This window comes from Xanthomonas arboricola pv. guizotiae, assembly GCF_002940205.1.
GTDB lineage: Bacteria > Pseudomonadota > Gammaproteobacteria > Xanthomonadales > Xanthomonadaceae > Xanthomonas > Xanthomonas arboricola_C.
Map to the genome: position 1 here is coordinate 30,624 of NZ_MDSK01000028.1, position 19,734 is coordinate 50,357.

Annotated in this window: 18 protein-coding genes; 6 read left to right on the plus strand and 12 right to left on the minus strand. The window is 68.6% G+C overall.

The genetic code is table 11. From position 1 onward, the window contains the following. Positions 1-59: 59 nt before the first annotated feature. Both XarbCFBP7408_RS16125 and XarbCFBP7408_RS16130 read left to right on the plus strand, forming a co-directional pair. Positions 60-1,037: a uroporphyrinogen-III C-methyltransferase gene (locus XarbCFBP7408_RS16125; RefSeq protein ID WP_104563810.1), complete on the plus strand. Its 978-nt coding sequence runs from the start codon at positions 60-62 to the stop codon at positions 1,035-1,037. Next, positions 1,034-2,299: a heme biosynthesis protein HemY gene (locus XarbCFBP7408_RS16130; RefSeq protein ID WP_104563811.1), complete on the plus strand. Its 1,266-nt coding sequence runs from the start codon at positions 1,034-1,036 to the stop codon at positions 2,297-2,299. The genes XarbCFBP7408_RS16125 and XarbCFBP7408_RS16130 overlap by 4 nt, the downstream gene beginning before the upstream one ends. A 183-nt stretch (positions 2,300-2,482) precedes the next feature. Here XarbCFBP7408_RS16130 and XarbCFBP7408_RS16135 read toward each other — a convergent pair whose 3' ends face one another. Next, the gene (locus XarbCFBP7408_RS16135) at positions 2,483-3,025 is read right to left on the minus strand and encodes a hypothetical protein (RefSeq protein ID WP_104563812.1); all 543 of its coding nucleotides are present in this window, start codon (positions 3,023-3,025) and stop codon (positions 2,483-2,485) included. A 132-nt stretch (positions 3,026-3,157) separates the two neighbouring features. Further along, positions 3,158-4,453 carry an acetyl-CoA C-acetyltransferase gene (locus XarbCFBP7408_RS16140; RefSeq protein WP_104563813.1) on the minus strand — a complete coding sequence of 432 codons (1,296 nt, stop codon included), beginning with the start codon at positions 4,451-4,453 and terminating at the stop codon, positions 3,158-3,160. A gap of 88 nt (positions 4,454-4,541) precedes the next feature. On the opposite strand from XarbCFBP7408_RS16140, the gene XarbCFBP7408_RS16145 reads away from it, so the two are divergent. Together XarbCFBP7408_RS16145 and XarbCFBP7408_RS16150 are read left to right on the plus strand one after the other, a co-directional pair. Continuing rightward, positions 4,542-5,426 (plus strand): hypothetical protein, encoded by an 885-nt coding sequence (locus XarbCFBP7408_RS16145; RefSeq protein WP_181106684.1) that lies wholly within the window; start codon positions 4,542-4,544, stop codon positions 5,424-5,426. Further along, positions 5,423-5,860 carry a VOC family protein gene (locus tag XarbCFBP7408_RS16150; RefSeq protein ID WP_181106682.1) on the plus strand — a complete coding sequence of 146 codons (438 nt, stop codon included), beginning with the start codon at positions 5,423-5,425 and terminating at the stop codon, positions 5,858-5,860. Before XarbCFBP7408_RS16145 ends, XarbCFBP7408_RS16150 begins: the two co-directional genes overlap by 4 nt. 264 nt (positions 5,861-6,124) lie before the next feature. Here XarbCFBP7408_RS16150 and XarbCFBP7408_RS16155 read toward each other — a convergent pair whose 3' ends face one another. The 8 genes from XarbCFBP7408_RS16155 to glnA all read right to left on the minus strand — a co-directional run bounded on the left by XarbCFBP7408_RS16155 (position 6,125) and on the right by glnA (position 13,957). Then, the gene (locus XarbCFBP7408_RS16155; RefSeq protein ID WP_024940497.1) at positions 6,125-6,772 is read right to left on the minus strand and encodes a superoxide dismutase family protein; all 648 of its coding nucleotides are present in this window, start codon (positions 6,770-6,772) and stop codon (positions 6,125-6,127) included. A gap of 48 nt (positions 6,773-6,820) precedes the next feature. Beyond that, positions 6,821-7,420, minus strand: coding sequence for a superoxide dismutase family protein (locus XarbCFBP7408_RS16160; RefSeq protein WP_181106680.1), 600 nt, complete (start codon positions 7,418-7,420; stop codon positions 6,821-6,823). A gap of 304 nt (positions 7,421-7,724) precedes the next feature. Further along, the gene (ntrC, locus tag XarbCFBP7408_RS16165) at positions 7,725-9,155 is read right to left on the minus strand and encodes a nitrogen regulation protein NR(I) (RefSeq protein WP_104563815.1); all 1,431 of its coding nucleotides are present in this window, start codon (positions 9,153-9,155) and stop codon (positions 7,725-7,727) included. Next, positions 9,148-10,203: a two-component system sensor histidine kinase NtrB gene (locus tag XarbCFBP7408_RS16170; protein ID WP_104563816.1), complete on the minus strand. Its 1,056-nt coding sequence runs from the start codon at positions 10,201-10,203 to the stop codon at positions 9,148-9,150. Before XarbCFBP7408_RS16170 ends, ntrC begins: the two co-directional genes overlap by 8 nt. Then, positions 10,197-10,349, minus strand: a complete 153-nt coding sequence (locus tag XarbCFBP7408_RS22975) for a hypothetical protein (RefSeq protein ID WP_181106678.1) — start codon at positions 10,347-10,349, stop codon at positions 10,197-10,199. The genes XarbCFBP7408_RS16170 and XarbCFBP7408_RS22975 overlap by 7 nt, the downstream gene beginning before the upstream one ends. Before the next feature lie 118 nt (positions 10,350-10,467). After that, positions 10,468-11,910 carry an ammonium transporter gene (locus XarbCFBP7408_RS16175; RefSeq protein ID WP_181106676.1) on the minus strand — a complete coding sequence of 481 codons (1,443 nt, stop codon included), beginning with the start codon at positions 11,908-11,910 and terminating at the stop codon, positions 10,468-10,470. 22 nt (positions 11,911-11,932) lie between these two features. After that, positions 11,933-12,271, minus strand: a complete 339-nt coding sequence (locus XarbCFBP7408_RS16180; protein ID WP_002808480.1) for a P-II family nitrogen regulator — start codon at positions 12,269-12,271, stop codon at positions 11,933-11,935. Positions 12,272-12,547: 276 nt separating this feature from the next. Further along, the gene (gene glnA, locus XarbCFBP7408_RS16185; protein ID WP_016903411.1) at positions 12,548-13,957 is read right to left on the minus strand and encodes a type I glutamate--ammonia ligase; all 1,410 of its coding nucleotides are present in this window, start codon (positions 13,955-13,957) and stop codon (positions 12,548-12,550) included. 221 nt (positions 13,958-14,178) lie between these two features. On the opposite strand from glnA, the gene XarbCFBP7408_RS16190 reads away from it, so the two are divergent. Both XarbCFBP7408_RS16190 and XarbCFBP7408_RS16195 read left to right on the plus strand, forming a co-directional pair. After that, the gene (locus XarbCFBP7408_RS16190) at positions 14,179-14,973 is read left to right on the plus strand and encodes an undecaprenyl-diphosphate phosphatase (protein WP_104563818.1); all 795 of its coding nucleotides are present in this window, start codon (positions 14,179-14,181) and stop codon (positions 14,971-14,973) included. Positions 14,974-15,097: 124 nt separating this feature from the next. Next, positions 15,098-15,910 (plus strand): META domain-containing protein, encoded by an 813-nt coding sequence (locus tag XarbCFBP7408_RS16195; protein ID WP_104563819.1) that lies wholly within the window; start codon positions 15,098-15,100, stop codon positions 15,908-15,910. A gap of 107 nt (positions 15,911-16,017) precedes the next feature. Here the strand turns inward: XarbCFBP7408_RS16195 and XarbCFBP7408_RS16200 are convergent, their stop codons facing one another. Together XarbCFBP7408_RS16200 and XarbCFBP7408_RS16205 are read right to left on the minus strand one after the other, a co-directional pair. Continuing rightward, positions 16,018-16,629 (minus strand): YbhB/YbcL family Raf kinase inhibitor-like protein, encoded by a 612-nt coding sequence (locus XarbCFBP7408_RS16200; protein ID WP_104563820.1) that lies wholly within the window; start codon positions 16,627-16,629, stop codon positions 16,018-16,020. 992 nt (positions 16,630-17,621) lie between these two features. Then, a complete protein-coding gene (locus tag XarbCFBP7408_RS16205) occupies positions 17,622-19,694 on the minus strand; it encodes a tetratricopeptide repeat protein (protein WP_104563821.1) in 2,073 nt (690 codons plus the stop codon). Positions 19,695-19,734 lie beyond the last annotated feature (40 nt).

Genomic DNA, 19,734 nt, shown 5'->3' on the forward strand with positions numbered 1-19,734 from the left:
CATGCTGTGGCAGATGACTGCGGCACCTGCACCCGTCGTGACCGCGCGAGGATGGACGAATGACCGAAATGCCCGCTCCCACGCGACGCTTTCCCCTGGCATGGCTGCTGCTCGTCGTCGCGCTGGCCGCCGTGGGCGTGGCGCTGTTCTTCGGTTGGCGCGCATGGCAGGGCTATCAACGTGCGCAGCTGCAGGCCGCCGAAGCGCAGCAGCAGCGCTGGGATGGCACGCAGCAGATGCTGGAAACCTTGCGCCGCGATCAACGCCTGGCCAACGAACGCCTGGCGGATGCGGCAGCCACCAACCGTGTGCTGCGCGACGAGATGCTGGGCCTGAGCCAGCGCAGCGCCTTGCTCGAAGAAACCGTGCAAAAGCTTGCCGATCCCAACCGCCACGGTGAGCAGGCGCTGCGGCTGGATGAGGTGGAGTTGCTGCTGCGGCTGGGTCAGCAGCGGCTGAGCATCGCCGGCGACGCCGACGGTGCGCGCCGCGCCTACGCGCTGGCCAATGCCGCGCTCAATGGCATCGACGATCCCGGCTATCTCAATCTGCGCCAGACGCTGGTGCAGGAGCGCGACGCACTGGATCGCCTTGGCACAGGCCCGCAGGCGCAGGCCGGCAAAACCCTGGACCAGTTGGCCGGCGACCTGTTGCGCCTGCCCGAGCAGACCGCCAGGGACAGCGAAGCGGCGCAGCCGTGGTGGCAGAAAGCACTCGCACCGCTGGTGGACATCCGTCCCAGCCGTGGCGATGCGCTGCTGACCGGCGGCGATCGCCACGCCGCGCGCGACGCCTTGCAGATCGAGGTCAGCCTGGCCCGCGCCGCGGCCGAGCGCGGCGATGCTGCCGGCTTTGCGCAATCGCTGCGGCGGGTCGACACCTGGACCACCCGGCTATGGCCGGATTCGCCACAACGTCGCCAGGCACGCACCCGCCTGCGCACGCTGCAACAAGCGCCACTGCGTCCGCGCCTGCCGGAACTGGGCACCACCCTGCTGCAACTGCAGGCCATGCGTGAAGGGAGATCCACCCAATGAAAGTGTTGCGTACCGTCTTGATCCTGTTGATTGCGGTGGCGCTGGGCGTGCTCGGTGCGCAATGGCTGTCGCATCAGACCAGTTACGACCTGGGCAATGTGGTGGTCAGCGTCGGCGGCAACGACTACCGCGCCGCCATGCCGCAGGCGCTGCTGATCCTGGTCATCGCGCTGCTGGTGCTGTGGCTGGTGTGGACGCTGGTCAGCCTGCCGTTCCGGGTCTGGGGCAAATACCGCCGCAGGAAGGGCCGCGCCCGCCTGATCGAAGGCCTGCGCGCAGCCGATCACGGCCAGTGGCAGCGTGCCGAGCGCCTGTTGGTCAACGCCAGCGAGGATGCGGACGTCAGCGGCATCGCCCTGGCCAGTGCAGTGCGGGTCGCCGATGCACGCGGCGATGAGGTGGCGGCCAATGCGTTGGCCCAGCAATTGGCCGAGTGCGACCCCACCGCGCATGCGTTGCTGCAAGGCGAGCGGCATCTGGCGCGGCAACGCCCGGTCGAGGCGATCAATGCGCTCGATAGCGCCAACGCGCAACCGCTGCCGGCGCGCGGCCTGCTGCTGCGCACGCACGCCCTGGCGCAGATCGGTCGCGCCGACGAGGCTTACGGCCAGCTGGGTGCATTGCGTCAGCAGGCAGTGCTGGCAGCGGAGGCCTACAGCGCACTGGAAGCCACGCTGGCCGAGCAGACGCTGTTGCAGGCCGGCGATGCCAATGCCCTGGCCGAACGCTGGGAAGCGCTGCCCAAACCGCTGCGTACCTATCCCGCGGTGGTGGGTGCCTATGCACAGCGCGCGGCAGTGCTGCACTGGGACGATGCGGCGGTGCATAGCCTGGAGCAGGCGCTGGATACGCAGTGGGACGAATCGCTGGTGCGCCTGTATGGCGTGCTGCCGCTGGAAAAATACGATTCGCGCCGCGCCAGTGCGCAGCGTTGGCTGACCCAGTACCCGGACAGCCCGGGCCTGTTGCTGACCCTGGCGCGCCTGGCACGTCACCAGCAGCAGTGGGCGCAGGCCGAAGAGTTCCTGCATCGCGCGGTGGCCAATGGCGCGGGCAGCGAGGCCTGGGAAGAACTCGGCCACGGCTTTGCCGCCGCGGGCGATCTGCTGTCCGCGCAGCATTGCTACGCCAACGCCCTGCGCGCCGCGCGCGGCGAGCCGGTGCACGAAGGCTTGCCACAGCAGTCACTGCGCGGGCCGATCGTGTCGGCGTATGCAACGCCGCCGGCCGATCCGCTCGCACCGGACGATCGCGTGCTTTGACCCGAGGTCTGATCGCTCCTGCGGCGATGCGCGGATGCACCCAAGAGCCCCGGCATGTCCGGGGCTCTTGGTGATCTACACCTGAGCACAGACGCTGCCGGCAACGTGTGCCGGCCTGTCATCAAGCCTGCAGGGACGGCCGCAAGGGCACGACAAAGCAGTCTGCAAACGCAGCAGCGCAGCTCACCAATCGCGCGATTGCCGGGGCGGCGCCGGCAATGCGCGCAAAAACGCCTCGCAGGCGCCGAGATAACGCGCCTGCTCGTGATCGACTAATTGCGCCGACAACACGCGCGAACCGCGTCTGCCGATCAACAGCATCGCCGCCATCACACCGGCACCGGTCAGCCAGCCGGTCGCGCCACCGATCCACAGCACGCCGACCAGCAGCGGCACGATCGACGCCATCGCGATGGCGACACAACGCACGCGGCGGCGCTCGTGCCGCGCGCACAGGCTCAGCACATGCGCACTGCGCTTGCGCAGCACGATGGCCAGGATCAGGTATGGCAGCACCCCCATCAACAGCGCCAGATAGATCGCCGGATGATGCCAATGGAAAATGTAGCGGCGCGGCGGGATGTCCGCCGGCGCATCGCACTTGACGCAACGCGGCGGCAGATCGGCGCCCGGCGTGCATACCAGCACATCGCCCTCGCGCCACACGGCGCCGCGCGTCGGAGGCAGATAAAGCGTCGGGGGTTGGCGTGAATCGACGTTCGACATCCATGCGTCCTTGCAGGTTCGGGATTGGGGATTGGGGATTGGGGATTCGCAAGAGCAGACGCGGACTCCTGATTTTTACGAATCCCCAATCCCGAATCTCCCGAATGCCCAATCCCACGCTGCGCAGCAGCGTCAGCGCTCGACGATGGCCACCACGCCCATGCCGCCGGCGGTGCAGATGGAAATCAACGCACGGCCGCCGCCGCGTTCTTCCAGCTGCTTGGCGGCCGTTGCCACCACGCGCGCGCCGGTGGCGGCGAAGGGGTGGCCAGTGGCCAGCGACGAGCCCAGCGGGTTGATCTTGTCCGGGTCGATACGGCCGAGCGGCGCGTCCAGCCCCAGGCGATTGCGGCAGTAATCCTCGCTCTCCCACGCGCGCAACGTACACAGCACCTGCGCGGCGAAGGCCTCGTGGATTTCGTAGATGTCGAAGTCCTGCAGCGTCAGGCCCTGGCGCGCCAGCATCTGCGGCACCGCGATGGTCGGCGCCATCAACAGGCCTTCGCCATGCACGAAATCCACCGCCGCCACCTGCGCATCGCGCAGATAGGCCATCGGGGTATGGCCATGCGCCAGCGCCCAGGCCTCGCTGGACAGCAGCACCGCGGCCGCGCCATCGGTAAGCGGGGTGGAATTGGCCGCGGTCAGCGTGCCGCGGCCGGAGGTCTTGTCGAAGGCCGGGCGCAGCGTGGCCAGCTTTTCCAGCGAGGTGTCGGCGCGCAGGATGTTGTCGCGCGAGACGCCGCGGAACGGCGCGATCAAGGTGTCGAAGAAGCCGCGCTCATAGGCGGCGGCCAGCTTGTGGTGCGAGGCCACCGCCCATTCGTCCTGCGAATCGCGCGAGATGTTCCATTCCTTGGCCATGTCCTCGCAATGGTCGCCCATGCTCTTGCCGGTGCGCGGCTCGGCCACGCCGGGGAATTCGGGCTTGAGCTCGCTCAGCTTGAAGCCGCGCAGCAGGGCCTTGAGCTTGTCGCCGGTGGCCTTGGCGCGGTTGGCGGCCAGCAGCCGCGCGCGCAGCTTCTTGCCGTAGACGATCGGTACTTCCGAGGTGGTGTCCGAGCCGCCGCCGATGCCCGAATCGATCTGGCCCAGCGCGATCTTGTTGGCGATGGTGATCACCGAATCCAGGCTGGTGCCGCAGGCGCGCTGCAGGGTGATGCCCGGCGTCAGCGGCGACAGCCCGGACGACAGCGCCGCCTCGCGGGCCAGGTTCCAGTCCGAGGAGTGCTTGATCACCGCTCCCATCGCCACTTCGCCCAGTTGCTGCCCGTGCAGCCCGAAGCGCTCGACCAGCGCGCCCAGCGTGCGCACCGACATGCCCAGGTTGCCCACGTCCGCGTACGCGGTGTTCTGACGACAGAACGGGATACGGACGCCGCCCAGAATGGCGACGGGACGGGCTGCGGGCATCGGTTGACCTGGCATGGAGGACTCGGGGACATGGCCTGCACAGGGCCGGCAGGCATAATGGCCGCAGTGTAGCTTCGACCCCGTGATGGGCCAACCGCGAATCATGAGCAAGACCGAACACGGCGTGACCGCCATGGGTGTACTGGCGCTGGAATTGACCGGCGGCACCGCCCCCGAGCGCGGCGCCCTGGCGCCCGAGCAGGCCGGCATGCTGGCCGAACGCATCGGCCGCGACCTGGCACAGTGGATCCCCGAAGTCCGCGAGCTCGAGCTCAGCGTGGCAATGGCGCACTTCGACCCGGCCGAGGTGCTGCGGCCGGGCTGGCCGCTGCATCGCCGGCTGGACGAGCTGCATGCGCGTGCGCCCGGGCGCGATCAGGGCCCGCGCGTGCTGGCGTTCGGCGCCGATGCGCAGGGCGAGATTCCGCTGCCCTTCCAGGCCGACGCGCAGCTGACCGGCGGCGGCCTGCGCGTGCTCCCGTTCCTGCTGTCCGGCGATCCGCAGATCGTGGCGACGGTGGCCGATGCGATGGAAGACGTGCTGCTGGCCCAGGGCATGGCGCAGGCCGATACCGCGCTGCTGGCGCAGGAAAGCTTCGGCGCACGCATCGAACATGCGCGGTATCTCACCGCCAACGATCTGGCGGCGATGATTTCGATGCAGTACGACAACCAGGGCCTGGCCCCGTTGTGGCCGCTGATCGAAGCCGCCCTGCTGGCGCCGCGCAGCGAAGAGTGGCTGGAGCAGCCACCCGAGCCGGTGCTGCGCTACGTCGATGGCGAAGTGCGCATCGCGCTGTTCGACCCGGCCGGCTGGTGCGATTACTACGCGCACGACCGCGAGAATTGCGAACGCCTGCGCGGCGTCTACGAACAATTCCTCTCCCGCCAGCGGCAGATGGCCGCAGTGCTGGAAGCGCACGGGCTGCCGGTACTGTACGTGCACGTGGAACCGGGCCAGGATCCGCGCCAGGCACTGGCCGCATGAGCCAGACGCCGGCGTCCGTGGCGCCGGCGTTGCAGGGCGTGCTGGAAACCGGCGTGTATGTGGCAGACCTGGAGCGCGCCTGCGCGTTCTATGCCCGCGTACTGGGGCTGGCAGCCATGTACCGCGACACGCGCATGGCCGCGTACACAATCGCGCCCGGGCAGGTGTTGCTGTTGTTCCTGCAGGGCAGCACCGCCACCACGGTCACGCTGCCGGGCGGCACGATTCCGCCGCATGATGGCAGCGGGCGCGCGCATTACGCATTCGCCATCGCCCGTGATGCGCTGGCCGGATGGGAGGCACATCTGCAGTCCTGCGACGTGCCCATCGAGGGCCGCACGCAATGGCCGGGCGGCGGGCAGAGCCTCTACTTCCGCGATCCGGATGCGCATCTGCTGGAGCTGGCGACGCCGGGGCTGTGGCCGAATTACTGAGTCGTTGATAGTGCGGGTCTTGCGCAGGCCAACGATGTCGGCCACCCGTGCGGTGCGCCCGGTGTGAGGGTGTATCGATCGTTGGAGGCGTACCGGCAGCTCGATGCGTACCGACAGGAAGCATGCACTACGTGAGGTATCGCATGCAGGATGCGCTGGCGCCGGCACCACGCATGACCGGATCGCTCCCACCGCAGCCCAGAAACAACAACGCCGCGGTGATCGATCACCGCGGCGCTCTGCCTGGCTGCTGGCTTGTCCTGCTTACTTGGCTGCAGCTGGCGCGTTGTCGGTGGTGATCACGCCGCAGGCCAGACGGCCGCCGGCGTTGCCGGTGGGCTGGGTTTTGTAGTCGTCCGCATCGGCATGCACGATCACCGCGTGGCCGGCGATATCGAACTGGTCGGCCTTGCCCAGATTGACGTTGCTCGACACCGGGCCATCGATGCTGGCATTGCCCTGTGCATCGGCCTTGATGTTGGGCATGTCGCCGCCGTGGTGCGGGTCGGCACTGACGGCGCCGTGATCGGACTGGGCCGGGTTGAAGTGGCCGCCGGCGCTGCTGCCGTCCGGTGCGCTGCAATCGCCCTTTTCGTGAATATGGAAGCCGTGTTCGCTGTCGGGCTTGAGGCCACTGAGCTGGCCGGTGACGCGCAGCGCGCCGTCGACGATCTTGAAGCTCACCGTGCCTTTGACGTCGCTGCCCTTGGTCGGCTTGAGCTCGGCGGTGGCGGTGGTGGTGGCCGCCGCTTCGGTGACCATGGACGCGGCGTGCTCGCCGCCATGCGCCGCTTCGGCCGCTGCGCCGGCCTGCGGTGCGGGTGCAGGATCGGCCGGAGCGGGTTCGTCGCGCTTGCACGCGGTCAGCACCAGCGCGGTGGCCAGGAACAACGTCGTTGGAAGAATGCGCATGAGAAAACTCCTGTAGAAAGGCCGCAGCTGCAGCCAGGGTGCCCCGACTCAGGGCTGCGAAGGGGGTGTGCGCCACTGGGTGACGCGGATGACGCCGCAGGCCAGACGTGCGTCGGCATTGCCGCTGGGTTGGCTGCGATAGTCGTCGGCATCGGCATGCACGACCAGCGACTTGCCGACCACGTCGGTAGGGGCGGCGTCACCCAGGGTGATGCCGGCGACGATCATGTCCAGATGCGCGACACCTTCGGCATCGGCACGCAGGTTGTCCATGTCGCCGGCGTGGTGGGGAGTGCTGCCGGCACGTCCATGCGCCACACCGGTCGGATTGAAATGCGCGCCGGCACTGCTGGCGTCGGCGGCGCTGCAATCGCCGCGTTCGTGCACATGGAAACCGGCCACGCCGCCCGGGCGCAGGCCACCCACCGTACCGGTGATACGGATGCCTTGCAGCGCAGGGACCAGCACCACCCGACCGCTGACCAGGCTGCCCGACGCCGATGCCAGCGCCGCTTCGGCCTGCTGGACCGGACGCACGGGCACCACGCGCGCCGCCGGGGGTGGGGGCGGCGGTGGCGGTGGCGTGCTGCTGCAGGCGGCAAGCGCCAGCGCGGTGAGGGCAACGATCGTGGACGACAGGTAACGCATCGAGCTGTTCTCCTGATCAGGCTGAAAACCTATGCGGGCGCATGTTCACATGCCATGAAATGCGCGCGCTGGCAGCACAGGAGTTTACGGGGTTGATGTGGTGGGTCGGGTTGTTGGAGGTGCGTGTCGATGGGATGCGGGTTGTTGGGATTTCGCTGTCCCTTCTCCCCTCGGGAGAAGGTGCAATGACAAACGCGTCGCCACGCGCCGGCAAAGGTGATCATCGACTGCCCCACTGCTTCGCCACGTACCCTCACCCCAACCCCTCTCCCGCAGGAGAGGGGCTTCAGCAGAGCGCTCGCAATCAGCGGCGTTTACGGCCCGGGCCGAGTTTGCGGGTGACGGTGTTGCGGCCCAGGCCCAGGCGGGCGGCGGCTTCGGCACGGCGGCCCTGGGTGAGTTGCAGGGCGGCTTCGAGCAGGGTCTTGTCCAGGCGTTCGCGGGCTTCGGCGTGCAGGCCCTGGGCGCCCTCGCTCAGGCGTTGCGCGGCCCAGCTGGAGAGCATCTCGTCCCATTGCCCGTCGCCGCGGCCGGCACGCTGGCGGCGGCCGCCGCGCGCCAGTGCCGATTCCACGTCGACCACGTCGATGATGTCGGCAGTGGCCAGGGCCGCCAGGCGCCAGCAGACGTTTTCCAGCTCGCGCACGTTGCCGGGCCAATCGTATTGGCGCAGTTGTTCCAGCGCCGCCGAGGACAGCCGCTTGGGCAGCATGTCGAGCTTGCGCCCGGCCATGGCCAGGAAGTTCTCGGCCAGTTGCGCGATGTCGCCGCGGCGCTCGCGCAACGGCGGCAATTGCAGGCGCACCACGTCCAGGCGATGCAACAGGTCGGCGCGGAAGCGGCCTTGTTCGACCAGCGCCTCCAGGTCCTGGTGGGTGGCGGCGATCACGCGTACATCGACGCGGATCAGCTCGCGCCCGCCGACACGGAAGAATTCGTTCTCGGCCAGCACGCGCAACAGGCGGGTCTGCAGCGGCAGCGGCATGTCGCCGATTTCGTCCAGGAACAGCGTACCGCCGTCAGCCTGTTCGAAGCGGCCGATGTGGCGTTTGGTGGCGCCGGTGAAGGCGCCGGTTTCGTGGCCGAACAACTCGCTCTCCAGCAGTTCCGCCGGGATGGCGGCGGTGTTGAGCGCGACGAAGGGCTTGCGCGCGCGCGGCGATTCGTTATGCAGCGCGCGCGCCACCAGTTCCTTGCCGGTACCGGTTTCGCCGTTGATCAGCACCGACAGCGGTGCCTGCGCCAGCCGGCCGATCGCGCGGAACAGCGCCTGCATCGCCGGGGTGTCGCCGATCAGCGCCGCCGAGCCTTCTGCCAATGGTGTCCCGATGATCTCCTCGACACCGGCATCGGCATCCGGCAGCGCGCGTGCGGCCAAGGCCACCGCATCGTCCAGATCGAAGGGCTTGGACAGGAACTCGTGCGCGCCGCCGCGGAAGGCGCCGGCGGTGCTGGCAACGTCGGTGTAGGCCGACATCACGATCACCGGCAGTTGCGGGTGCCTGGACTTGAGTTTGTCGAGCAGGCTCAGGCCGTCTTCGCCGGGCATGCGCACGTCGGTGAACAGCAGGTCCGGCGTGGGCCGCATCGCGAGCGCCTGCAGCGCGGCCGCAGCGCTGTCGAAACCGTCCACCGCGTAGCCGGCATCGCGCAAGGCGGTGGACAGCACGAAGCGGACCGAACGGTCGTCGTCGACCACCCAGATGTGGTGGGATGCGGCGGCGGCCTCAGCCATGCAGATGCTCCTTGTCGTGATCGCCGGCCAGCTCGGGCAGCAGCAGGGTGAAAACGGTGTGCCCCGGCCGCGAGCGGTAGGTCAGCGTGCCGTGGTGCTCGCGCGAGACCTGCTGGGCCAGCGCCAGGCCCAGGCCGCTGCCTTCGGCGCGGCCGCTGACCAGCGGCAGGAACAGGTGCTCGGCCAGTTCTTCCGGCACGCCGCCGCCGTCGTCGATGATCTCCAGCCGCAGCGACATCGCATGCACGCGGTCGCGGATGCGCTGGCCATGCTCGACGCGGGTGCGCAGGGTCACGCGGGTGGCGCCGGCCTGGAACGCATTGCGCACCAGGTTCCACACCGCCTGGGTCAGGCGGTCGCCATCGCCGAGGATGTCGGGAATGCTGGGGTCGTAATCGCGCTGCACCTGCACCGACCAGCCGCCCTCGGCCTCGGCCAGGCGCAGCACGCGTTCGAGCACGACATGAATGTTGAGGCGGTCGTGCGGGCGCGCCGGCGTGGGCGAGAGCAGGCGTTCGAGCAAGGTGTTGAGGCGTTCGATCTCGGTGCCGATCAGCTCGATCAGCTCGCGCTCGTCCTCGTCGCGCCCGGCCGAGCGCCGCGCCAGCAACTGCGCCGCGCCCTTGAGCCCGGCCAGCGGATTGCGCAGTTCGTGCGCCAGCCCCTTGAGCGCGGCGCTCAAGGCATTGGGCAGCGCATGGGTGGGATCCAGCGCGGGGAATTCGTCGACCGGGTGGGTCTCCAGCAGCCAGCCACCGTCGTCCAGCCGCGACAGCCAGCCTTCGGCAAAGCGCGGTGCGTCGTTGGGCAGGCCCAGTGCCAGCCGATGCAGGCGCAGCACGTCGCGCTCGTCGTTGAGCAGGAAGCGCGCCAGCGCATCGCCCTGCACTTCCAGCGCGGCCAGCGGTTGGTCGACCAGGCGCCGCGCACTGACCCCGAGCCAGCGCGCGAAGGCCGGATTGACGCCCAGCACGCGGCCCTCGCGGTCGGCCCAGGCCACCGGTGTGCCCAGGGTGTCCAGTGATGGCATGGAAGACGAGGTCACCATTGCACCAATTTAGTGCAAGCAGCATCGCCGTGCGCGAATGTCGCGCCGAACGACGCATGCGTCGAAAAAATGCTGGCCGGACGGCAGCAGGTCGCACCGATCCAGCGGGCATCCGCGCCGACAGTCACAGGCGTGGGGCTGGTCATGCAGGCACCTCGGCAGTTGGTCCGCGCCCGGCGGGGCAGCGGAGAAAACCGACCCGGCACGGCTGTTCCGGCCGGGTCGTTGCGCCACCCGCGGCAGCGTGGCCGCGGGTGTGCATGCTCAGGACTCGTATGCCGCTTCGCCGTGCGAGGTGATATCCAGGCCCTCGCGCTCGGCTTCTTCGGTGACGCGCAGGCCGAACACCAGCTTGGCGACCAGGAAGCCCACCACCGACACCACGCCGATCCACACCAGGGTGATGCCCACGCCCAGCGCCTGGATGCCGACCTGATGCACGATGTCGTAATCGCCGCCCTTCTGGCCGCCCAGCGAGGCTGCCGAGAACACGCCAGTCAGGATGGCGCCGATGATGCCGCCCAGGCCATGCACGCCGAACACGTCCAGGCTGTCGTCGGCGCCCAGCAGACGCTTCAGGCCGGTGACGCCCCACACGCACAGCACGCCGGCGGCCAGGCCGATGACGATCGCACCGAACGGACCCACGGTGCCGCAGGCCGGAGTGATGCCGACCAGGCCGGCGACCATGCCCGAAGCCACGCCCAGCGCGGACGACTTGCCCTTGATGACCTTCTCGGTCAGCGACCAGCCCAGGATGGCAGCGGCAGTGGCCAGCAAGGTGTTGAGGAAGGCCAGTGCCGCACCGGCATTGGCTTCCAGGTTGGAGCCGGCGTTGAAGCCGAACCAGCCCACCCACAGCAGCGAGGCACCGACGAAGGTCAGGGTCACGTTGTGCGGCTTGATCGCCTCGCGGCCCAGGCCGGCGCGCTTGCCGACGAAGTAGGCACCGACCAGGCCGGCGATACCGGCGTTGATATGCACCACGGTGCCGCCGGCAAAATCCAGCGCGCCCAGGCCGAACAGATACCCGCCGGTGGCCCAGACCATGTGCGCCAGCGGCAGGTAGCCGAAGGTGAACCAGATCACCGAGAACAGCAGCACCGCGGCGAACTTGGCGCGTTCGGCAAAGGCGCCGACGATCAGCGCGCCGGTGATGCCGGCAAAGGTCGCCTGGAACGCCACGAACACGTATTCCGGCAGGCTCACGCCCTTGGTGAAGGTGGCCGCCAGCGTCTCGATGGTCACGCCCTTGAGCAGCGCCTTGTCCAGATTGCCGATCCACGGGCCTTCGCCGGAAAACGCCAGGCTGTAGCCGTACACCACCCACAGGATGGTCAGCAGCGAGAACACCACCGCGACCTGGATCAGCACCGACAGCACGTTCTTGGCACGCACCATGCCGCCGTAGAACAACGCCAGGCCCGGCACCACCATCAGCAGCACCAGCAGCGTGGAGGTCAGCATCCAGGCGACGTCGCCCTTCTCCACCACCGGCGCGGCCTCGGCCGCGGCCACCGGTGCGGCGGGCGGCTGCGCCGACGGCAGCGGTTCGGTGGTGACCGGCTCGGTCGGTAGCGGGGTGACCTGCGGAGTGGACTGCGCATGCGCGCTGCCCATGCCGCCCACCACCAGCGCGCTGAACAGCATCAGCATGCAGACACTGTAGAACCGGGCTTTCCACCCGGCAAAAAGGGCTGTCTTCATAAGAACTCCGGGGGTGGGGGACTCAGAGCGCATCGGCGCCGATCTCGCCGGTGCGGATGCGCACGACTTGCTCGATCGCGGTCACGAAGATCTTGCCGTCGCCGATCTTGCCGGTGCCGGCGGCGTTCTGGATGGCCTCGACCACTGCGTCCAGCCGGTCGTCGGTCACTACCGTCTCGATCTTGATCTTGGGCAGGAAATCGACGACGTACTCGGCGCCGCGGTACAGCTCGGTGTGGCCTTTCTGGCGCCCGAAACCCTTGACCTCGGTCACGGTGATGCCCGACACGCCTGCTGCGGACAAGGCCTCGCGGACCTCGTCGAGCTTGAACGGCCGGATGATGGCGGTGATCAATTTCATGCGCATACCCCGAATGGTGGAAAAGACCGGCCGGCATTGCGCCGCCCGGCGGTGTCATTCACCTGGATGCCAACCCCGGCATCCGCGCGTTCGCGATTACGCAGACCTCGGCCGATGCAGATGCATCCGCGCCGTGGGAGAGGTCAGGCCCGCGCGTCGCGAACTGTGTGCTCTCTCAACCCCCCTTCGCTCCCCGGCCGGTGCCGTGGAGCGATCGAACATGTGCGGCGATGGCGGAGGTGGGAGGGGGGGCCTCCACCATCACCGCGGTGGAACTCAGTTGCCGTAGTACAGCTGGTACTCCAACGGATGGGTCGCAGCACGGAACTTGGTGACTTCCTGCATCTTCAGCGCGATGTAGCCGTCGATGAAGTCGTCGCTCATCACGCCGCCGGCCTTGAGGAACTCGCGGTCCTTGTCCAGCGCTTCCAGCGCCTGATCCAGGCTGGAGCAGACCTGCGGGATCAGCTTCTCTTCTTCCGGCGGCAGGTCGTACAGGTCCTTGTCGCTCGGCGCGCCCGGGTCGATCTGGTTCTTGATGCCGTCCAGGCCGGCCATCATCAGCGCGGTGAAGGTCAGGTAGCCGGACTGCAACGGATCGGGGAAGCGCATTTCGATACGGCGCGCCTTCGGGTTGGTGACCCACGGAATGCGGCACGAGGCCGAGCGGTTGCGGGCCGAATAGGCCAGCATCACCGGCGCCTCGAAGCCCGGAACCAGGCGCTTGTAGCTGTTGGTGCCGGAGTTGGAGAAGGCGTTGATCGCACGTGCGTGCTTGAAGATGCCGCCGATGTACCACAGCGCCATCTGCGACAGGCCGCCGTAGCCGTCACCGGAGAACAGGTTGACGCCGCCCTTGGTCAGCGACTGATGCACGTGCATGCCCGAGCCATTGTCGCCCACGATGGGCTTGGGCATGAAGGTCGCGGTCTTGCCGTTGCGGTAGGCAACGTTCTTGATGATGTACTTCATCGTCAGCAGTTCGTCGGCCTTCTGCACCAGCGAGCTGAACTTGGTGCCGATCTCGCACTGGCCGGCGGTGGCCACTTCGTGGTGGTGCACCTCGGTCTCGATGCCGACCTGTTCCAGCGTCTTGATCATTTCCGCGCGCAGGTCGTGCAGCGTGTCGGTCGGCGGGACCGGGAAGTAGCCGCCCTTCACGCCCGGACGGTAGCCGCTGTTGCCGCCGTCGTACTTGGCGCCGGTGTTCCAGGCAGCCTCTTCGGAGCCGACCTGGAAGAAGGTGTGGCCCATGTCGTTGGCAAAGCGCACCGAATCGAAGATGAAGAATTCCGGCTCCGGGCCGAAGAACGCCTGGTCGGCGGTGCCGGAGGATTTCAGGTAGGCCTCGGCACGCTTGGCGATGCCGCGCGGGTCGCGCTCATAGCTCTGCATGGTGGCCGGATCGAGGATGTCGCAGGTCAGCACGATGGTCGGATCGGCGAAGAACGGATCCAGATACGCAGTGCCGGCGTCCGGGAGCAGGACCATGTCCGACTCGTTGATGCCCTTCCAACCCGCGATCGAGCTGCCGTCGAACATCTTGCCTTCTTCGAACAGCGCCGGCTCGATGATGTTGGCCGGGAAGGTGATGTGCTGCTGTACACCACGCATATCGACGAAGCGCAGGTCGACAAACTCGACCTTGTTGTCCTTGATCAGCTTTTCAACATTTTCCACGGACATCGGAAGAAACCTCTGCAGGAGTTAAGTGGCTCGTGAGCGGGACTAGAGCAGGGACCATGCCAAGCGCCGAGCCTTCACAAGTCCTTGATTTTGCTTGCATCGCTCGAGGTCGCTCACGCCTAGATAGCACCACTCCGGTGCCAATCAATCGCATGTTGCACCGATATGGTGCATGCCGCAATGCACTATCCTGACGCCTCCCCCATCCCCTCTCCAGTCCGATGTCCGATCTGATTTTCGCCCTGCTGTTGGGCATTCTCGAAGGCCTCACCGAATTCCTGCCGATCTCCAGCACCGGCCACCTGTTGATCGCCGAACAATGGCTCGGACGCCGTTCTGACTTCTTCAATATCGTCATCCAGGCCGGCGCGATCCTGGCCATCTGCCTGGCGCTGCGGCAGAAGCTGTGGACCCTGGCCACCGGCCTGGGCGAGCGCGACAACCGCGATTACGTGCTCAAGATCGGCGTGGCCTTCCTGGTCACCGCGGTGGTTGGGCTGATCGTGCGCAAGGCCGGCTGGCAGTTGCCGGAAACCGTGCAGCCGGTGGCCTGGGCGTTGCTGATCGGCGGGCTGTGGATGCTGGTGGCCGAGCACTTTGCCGGCAAACTGCCCGAGCGCGATGTGGTGACCTGGAAAGTGGCCATCGCGGTCGGTCTGGCGCAGGTGGTCGCCGGTGTGTTCCCCGGCACCTCGCGCTCGGCCTCGGCGATCTTCCTGGCCATGCTGCTGGGCCTGAGCAAGCGCTCGGCGGCGGCGGATTTCGTGTTCATGGTGGGCATCCCGACCATGTTCGCGGCCAGCGGGTATGCGCTGCTGGAGATGTACAAGGAAGGCGGCTTCGGCAGCGAGAACTGGGCCGATGTGGCAGTGGCCTTCGTGGCGGCGACCATCACCGGCTTTGTGGTGGTGAAGTGGCTGCTGGGCTATATCAAGAAGCACCGCTTCACGGTGTTTGCGGTCTACCGCATCGCGCTAGGCGCGGCCCTGCTGCTGTGGCTGCCGGCGCTGGCCTGAGAAGGCCGTGCCGTGCCGGTGAGCCGGCGCCGCATGCAGGCACGTGGCCGGGCAGTGACTTGCGTCATTGCCCTGGCCGCGCGGTGGCGGTATCACTGACCTATCGATCACCGGGAGCCGCCGCATGCGTGCCGTGTTGTTTGCCCCTGCACTGCTGGCAGCGGGCGTGACGGCCTGCGGGTCGAGCACGCCGCCGCAGGCACCCGGATCCAGCGCCGAAGCCGCTGCCGCCGAGCCGGCCGCGACCAGCGCAATCGCCGCCGACAACGCGCCACTGCAGGCCGCCTTGCGGGCGCAACACTGGCAGCTGCAGCAGGCCAGCGATGCGCACGGCACCGCCTTGCGCAGCCTGTTCGTCGCCGACACACCGCCCTTGCAGCTGGATTTCAGCGATCACCGCATCCAGGTCAGCCAGACCTGCAACGCATTGGGCGCCGACTACAGCGTGGCGCAGGCGCATTTGCAGATCGGCCGGGTGGTGTCGAGCAAACGCCTGTGCGCGCAACCGCGGCGGATGGCCCAGGAGCGCGCCGCCAGCGAGTTGCTGTCCGGCCGCTTCGCGGTGGCGCTGACCACCGTGCAGGCCTCGCCGCAGCTGACCCTGACCCGCAGCGACGGCACCCGGCTGGTGTTCGGCGGTGTCGCCACGGCTGACACCCGCTACGGTGGCCGCGGCCAGACGCTGCTGATCGAAGTGGCGGCCGACACCGTGGCATGTGGGTCCGACCCGGCGCGCCAATGCCTGCAACTGCGCGAACAGGATGCGGCAGGGCAGCCTGTCACCCAGACCTGGCAAGTCTTCAAGGGCAAGATCGAAGGCTTCGAGCACGAGGCCGGCATCCGCACCCTGCTGCGGGTCACCCGCTACCCGGCCGCCGCAGGCACCGACGGCGCGCCGGTGTACGTGCTTGAGCAGATGATCGAAGCCAACGGTTGAGCCGGTGTGGCGGCGATCGTGCGATTGACGCCGCACGCACCAGGTCACCGTTGGCCGCAACCGGCCCCGCGCCGACCTGACCGGTGGCGCAGGACCGCTCGTTGCCGTCAGCGCAGCGCCGGATTCAGCGTGTAGGTGCCGTGCAACGCCGCCTCGGCCAGCACGTGGCCCTGGATCGCCGCCAGCACATCGGCCGCGGTGAAGGTCTCGGGCAGGCTGAGCTGCGCCACGTCCAGCGCAAACACGCGGAAGAAATAGCGGTGCACCCGCAGGTCGTTGAACGGCGGGTACGGGCCGTCGTAGCCCAGATAGTTGCCGGCCATGTCGGCATTGCCGGCGAACCATTCGGTACACGAATTCAGGCCCTGGCGCGCACCGGCCGGGCCGGCCGGCTGCTGCTTGCCCTTGGGCACGAAACCGTCGCTGCAGCTGCCTGCGGCGATCTCATGCACGTCGGCGGGGATATCGGCCATCGCCCAATGCACAAAATCGGTGCGTGGCTGGTCGACCGGAATCTGCACATCGTCGCGGCCCACGGTTTCCGGCACGGTCGGCACATCCGGGTCCAGGCACAGCAGCGCGTACGAGCGCGTGCCGTCCGGCACCTCGCTCCAGGCCAGATGCGGGTTGCGGTTGGGCGCAAAGCCCCCGGGCGTCCCGGCGGCAAATTCCACCGCGATGGGCTTGCCGTTTTCGATGCTGTTGCTGGTCAGGCGCATGCAGAAGTCTCCGAGGCAATGAGGCCGACCAGGGTGCCTGGGTCCGCGCCGCAGAGGAAGCCATCGGCATGGAACCCTCTGGTGCGCCCGGCCGGGTTTATCGCGGCCGGTTCACCACGCCGGCGAACGCCGCGGCTGGGTGATCGTGCGTCTGCAGCGTGGGCGTGCCGGACAAGGGGCGCCATATTCGGTCAGGCCAATTTGCATTGCTCCGTAGGAGCGGACCTGGCCGCGATGAGGCCTTATCGGTAACGCCTCATCATGGGGGGCGCCGCATTATCGGTAACGCCGCATCGCGGCCGGGGCCGCTCCTACCGGGCAGTGCGAGCTGCGCCGCCGATGGCATGCCGCACCGGGCGCCGGCCGCGCCCACCGGGCAGTGAGCGCCACATCCGGTCGCTAGCCAATCCGCACCGACCGTAGGAGCGGACCTGGCCGCGACGGGACATAACGGTAACGCCACATCGTCGGTGACCGAATGCATCGGTAATGCCGCATCGCGGCCGGGGCCGCTCCTACGGGGCAGCGCGAGCTGCGCCGCCGAAGGCATGCCGCACCGGGCGCCGGCCGCGCCCACCGGGCAGTGAGCGCCATATTCGGTCAGGCCAATTTGCATTGCTCCGTAGGAGCGGACCTGGCCGCGATGAGGCCTTATCGGTAACGCCTCATCATGGGGGGCGCCGCATTATCGGTAACGCCGCATCGCGGCCGGGGCCGCTCCTACCGGGCAGTGCGAGCTGCGCCGCCGATGGCATGCCGCACCGGGCGCCGGCCGCGCCCACCGGGCAGTGAGCGCCACATCCGGTCGCTAGCCAATCCGCACCGACCGTAGGAGCGGACCTGGCCGCGATGAGGCCTTATCGGTAAAGCCTCATCATGGGGGGCGCCGCATTATCGGCAACGCCTCGTCGCGGCCGGGGCCGCTCCTACGGGGCAGCGCGAGCTGCGCCGCCGAAGGCATGCCGCACCCGCGCAGCCGTGCTGAGCGGCGCTCAGTCCTGCGGGTAGCCGAAGCGCACCGCGATCAGCGTGAGCAGATCGAATTGCGCGCCCAGTACGTTGCGGTAGTTGCGCCAGCGCCCCGCGGGCAGGCGGGCCGGGCCGCGCGGTTCGACCAGCGGAAAGCGCAGGCCGAACGCCTGTTCCAGCGCGGTGGAAATGCCTTGCGGGTCGCTCTCGATGCCGTCCAGGCGGATGATCCGGTGCGGATACAGATCGCGCTCGTGCAGCACCGCGAGCTGTTCCAGCGCGGTCAGCAGCCAATCGGCGGCCTGCTGCGGCGATTGCACGGCCAGCGGTGCCGGCGCGCCGGCCGACAGCCAGTCCAGCAGCATGTCGCGCGGGTCGCGCAGCGCGATCGCCAGCCGGCCTTCGGGCAGATGCGGGCGCAGCGCGGTCAGCAAGGTGTTGTCCCACCACAGCAGCCAGTCGATGACGTTGCCGTCGTCGATACCGCGCCGCGGCAGCTGCGCCTTCCAGCCTTCCACCAGCGCCATCGGCGCCAGCTCGCCCGACGCCAGCTGCTCGACGGTGCGGTAGCTCTGCAGCGCATCGGACGGCGGCGTGCTGCCATAGCGGTCGTCGCGCACCAGCGGGGTGGCCGCACCCATCACCGCGACCAGGCGTTCGACATGCGAGCCGGGCGCACCCCAGACGAACAGCGGACGTGCCGTCACCGTCTCCGGAATGGTCCCCAGCTCCGGCCACTGCATCGGCTGCTTGGCGGCCTGCGGCGGCAACGGCAGGCGGTGCTGGGCCTGTTCGCGCTGGAACTGCATCCAGGTCGCCATGGCGGCGTCGGGCTGGCCGGCGCGGTCCTGCACATTGCCCAGCCACGGCCGCAGCACGGTCTGCTGAGGCTCGGGCAGCGAGTCGATCAGCGATTGCACGCAGGCGATCGCCGCCGGTGGATCGCGCTCCAGCAGCGCCTCGACGATGCGCTGCTCGCCGCTGATGCGGCCCGGCTCCACCGCCACGATCTGGCGCGCCACCATTTCCGCCTGTTCGGCATGGCCCTGCATGTCGTGCACGCGCATCAGCGCTTCCAGTGCCGGCAGATGCTCGGGCATGGCCAGCAGCCAGCGCTCGATCACCGCCTGCGCCTGCGGCCCGCCGACCGGCTCCACCGCCAGGCGCGCCAGCCACAGGTCGTGCGCATTGGCCGAGGTGGCCAGCGCCGCGTCCAGGGTGTCGCGCGCATCGTCCACCGCACCCAGCCGCTCCCAGGCGGTCAGCAAGGCATGCAAGGTGCGGCGGTCGGCCGGCCAATGCGCCAGCGCCAGGCGCAGGTGGGCGGCGGCCTGGTCGGGGCGGCCGGCCTGCAATTCCATCTCGCCGGCGAGCCGGCGCATGGCCGGGAGATCGCCGCCGGGCTGGGCGAACACGCCCTGCATCGCGGCCAGCGCATCGTCCAGGCGGCCCTGGCGCTGGGCCAGCTGGGCGATGAAGGCGCGCAGCGCGGTGCCGGGGGGATTGAGCTCGACCACGCGCTCGAAGGCGCGCTCGGCAAACGCGAAATGCTCTTGCTGCAGATACGCAAAACCCAGCGCGAACATCACCCGCGGGTCGTCGGGCAGTTGTTCGGCGGCGCGGGTCAGCAGCGACAGCGCACCCGCGCCCTGGCCGCGGCGCAGCTCCACCACGCCATCGACGGCCAGCAACTGCGGGTGCTCGGGCGCCAGACGCGCGGCAGTGCGGCTCAGCCGCTGCGCCTCATCCAGATCGCCGCGCGCCACCGCCAGATGCGCCTGCATCACGTAGGCGTTGAACTGGTTGGGGTCGAGCGCGGTGGTGCGCGACAGCGCATCGTCCGCGGCGGACAGCTCGCGCATCGCCAGCAGCAGGCCGGCGCGCAGCAGATGCAGGTCGGCATCTTCCGGCGTCAGCGTCAGCGCGGTTTCGATGCTGGCCAGCGCCAGTGCCGGTTGACCCTGCTGCTGCAGGGCCAGGCCCAGCCAGCGATGCGTGGCGGCGTTTTCGGGCGCGCTGAGCACCCACTCGCGGGCCAGCGCCACCGCATCGTCGGCCGCATTGCGGCGCAGGGCTTGGAGAATGGCGTCTTGCATGGCGGAGGGCGTGTCCAGGACAAACGCCTATTGTAACGAT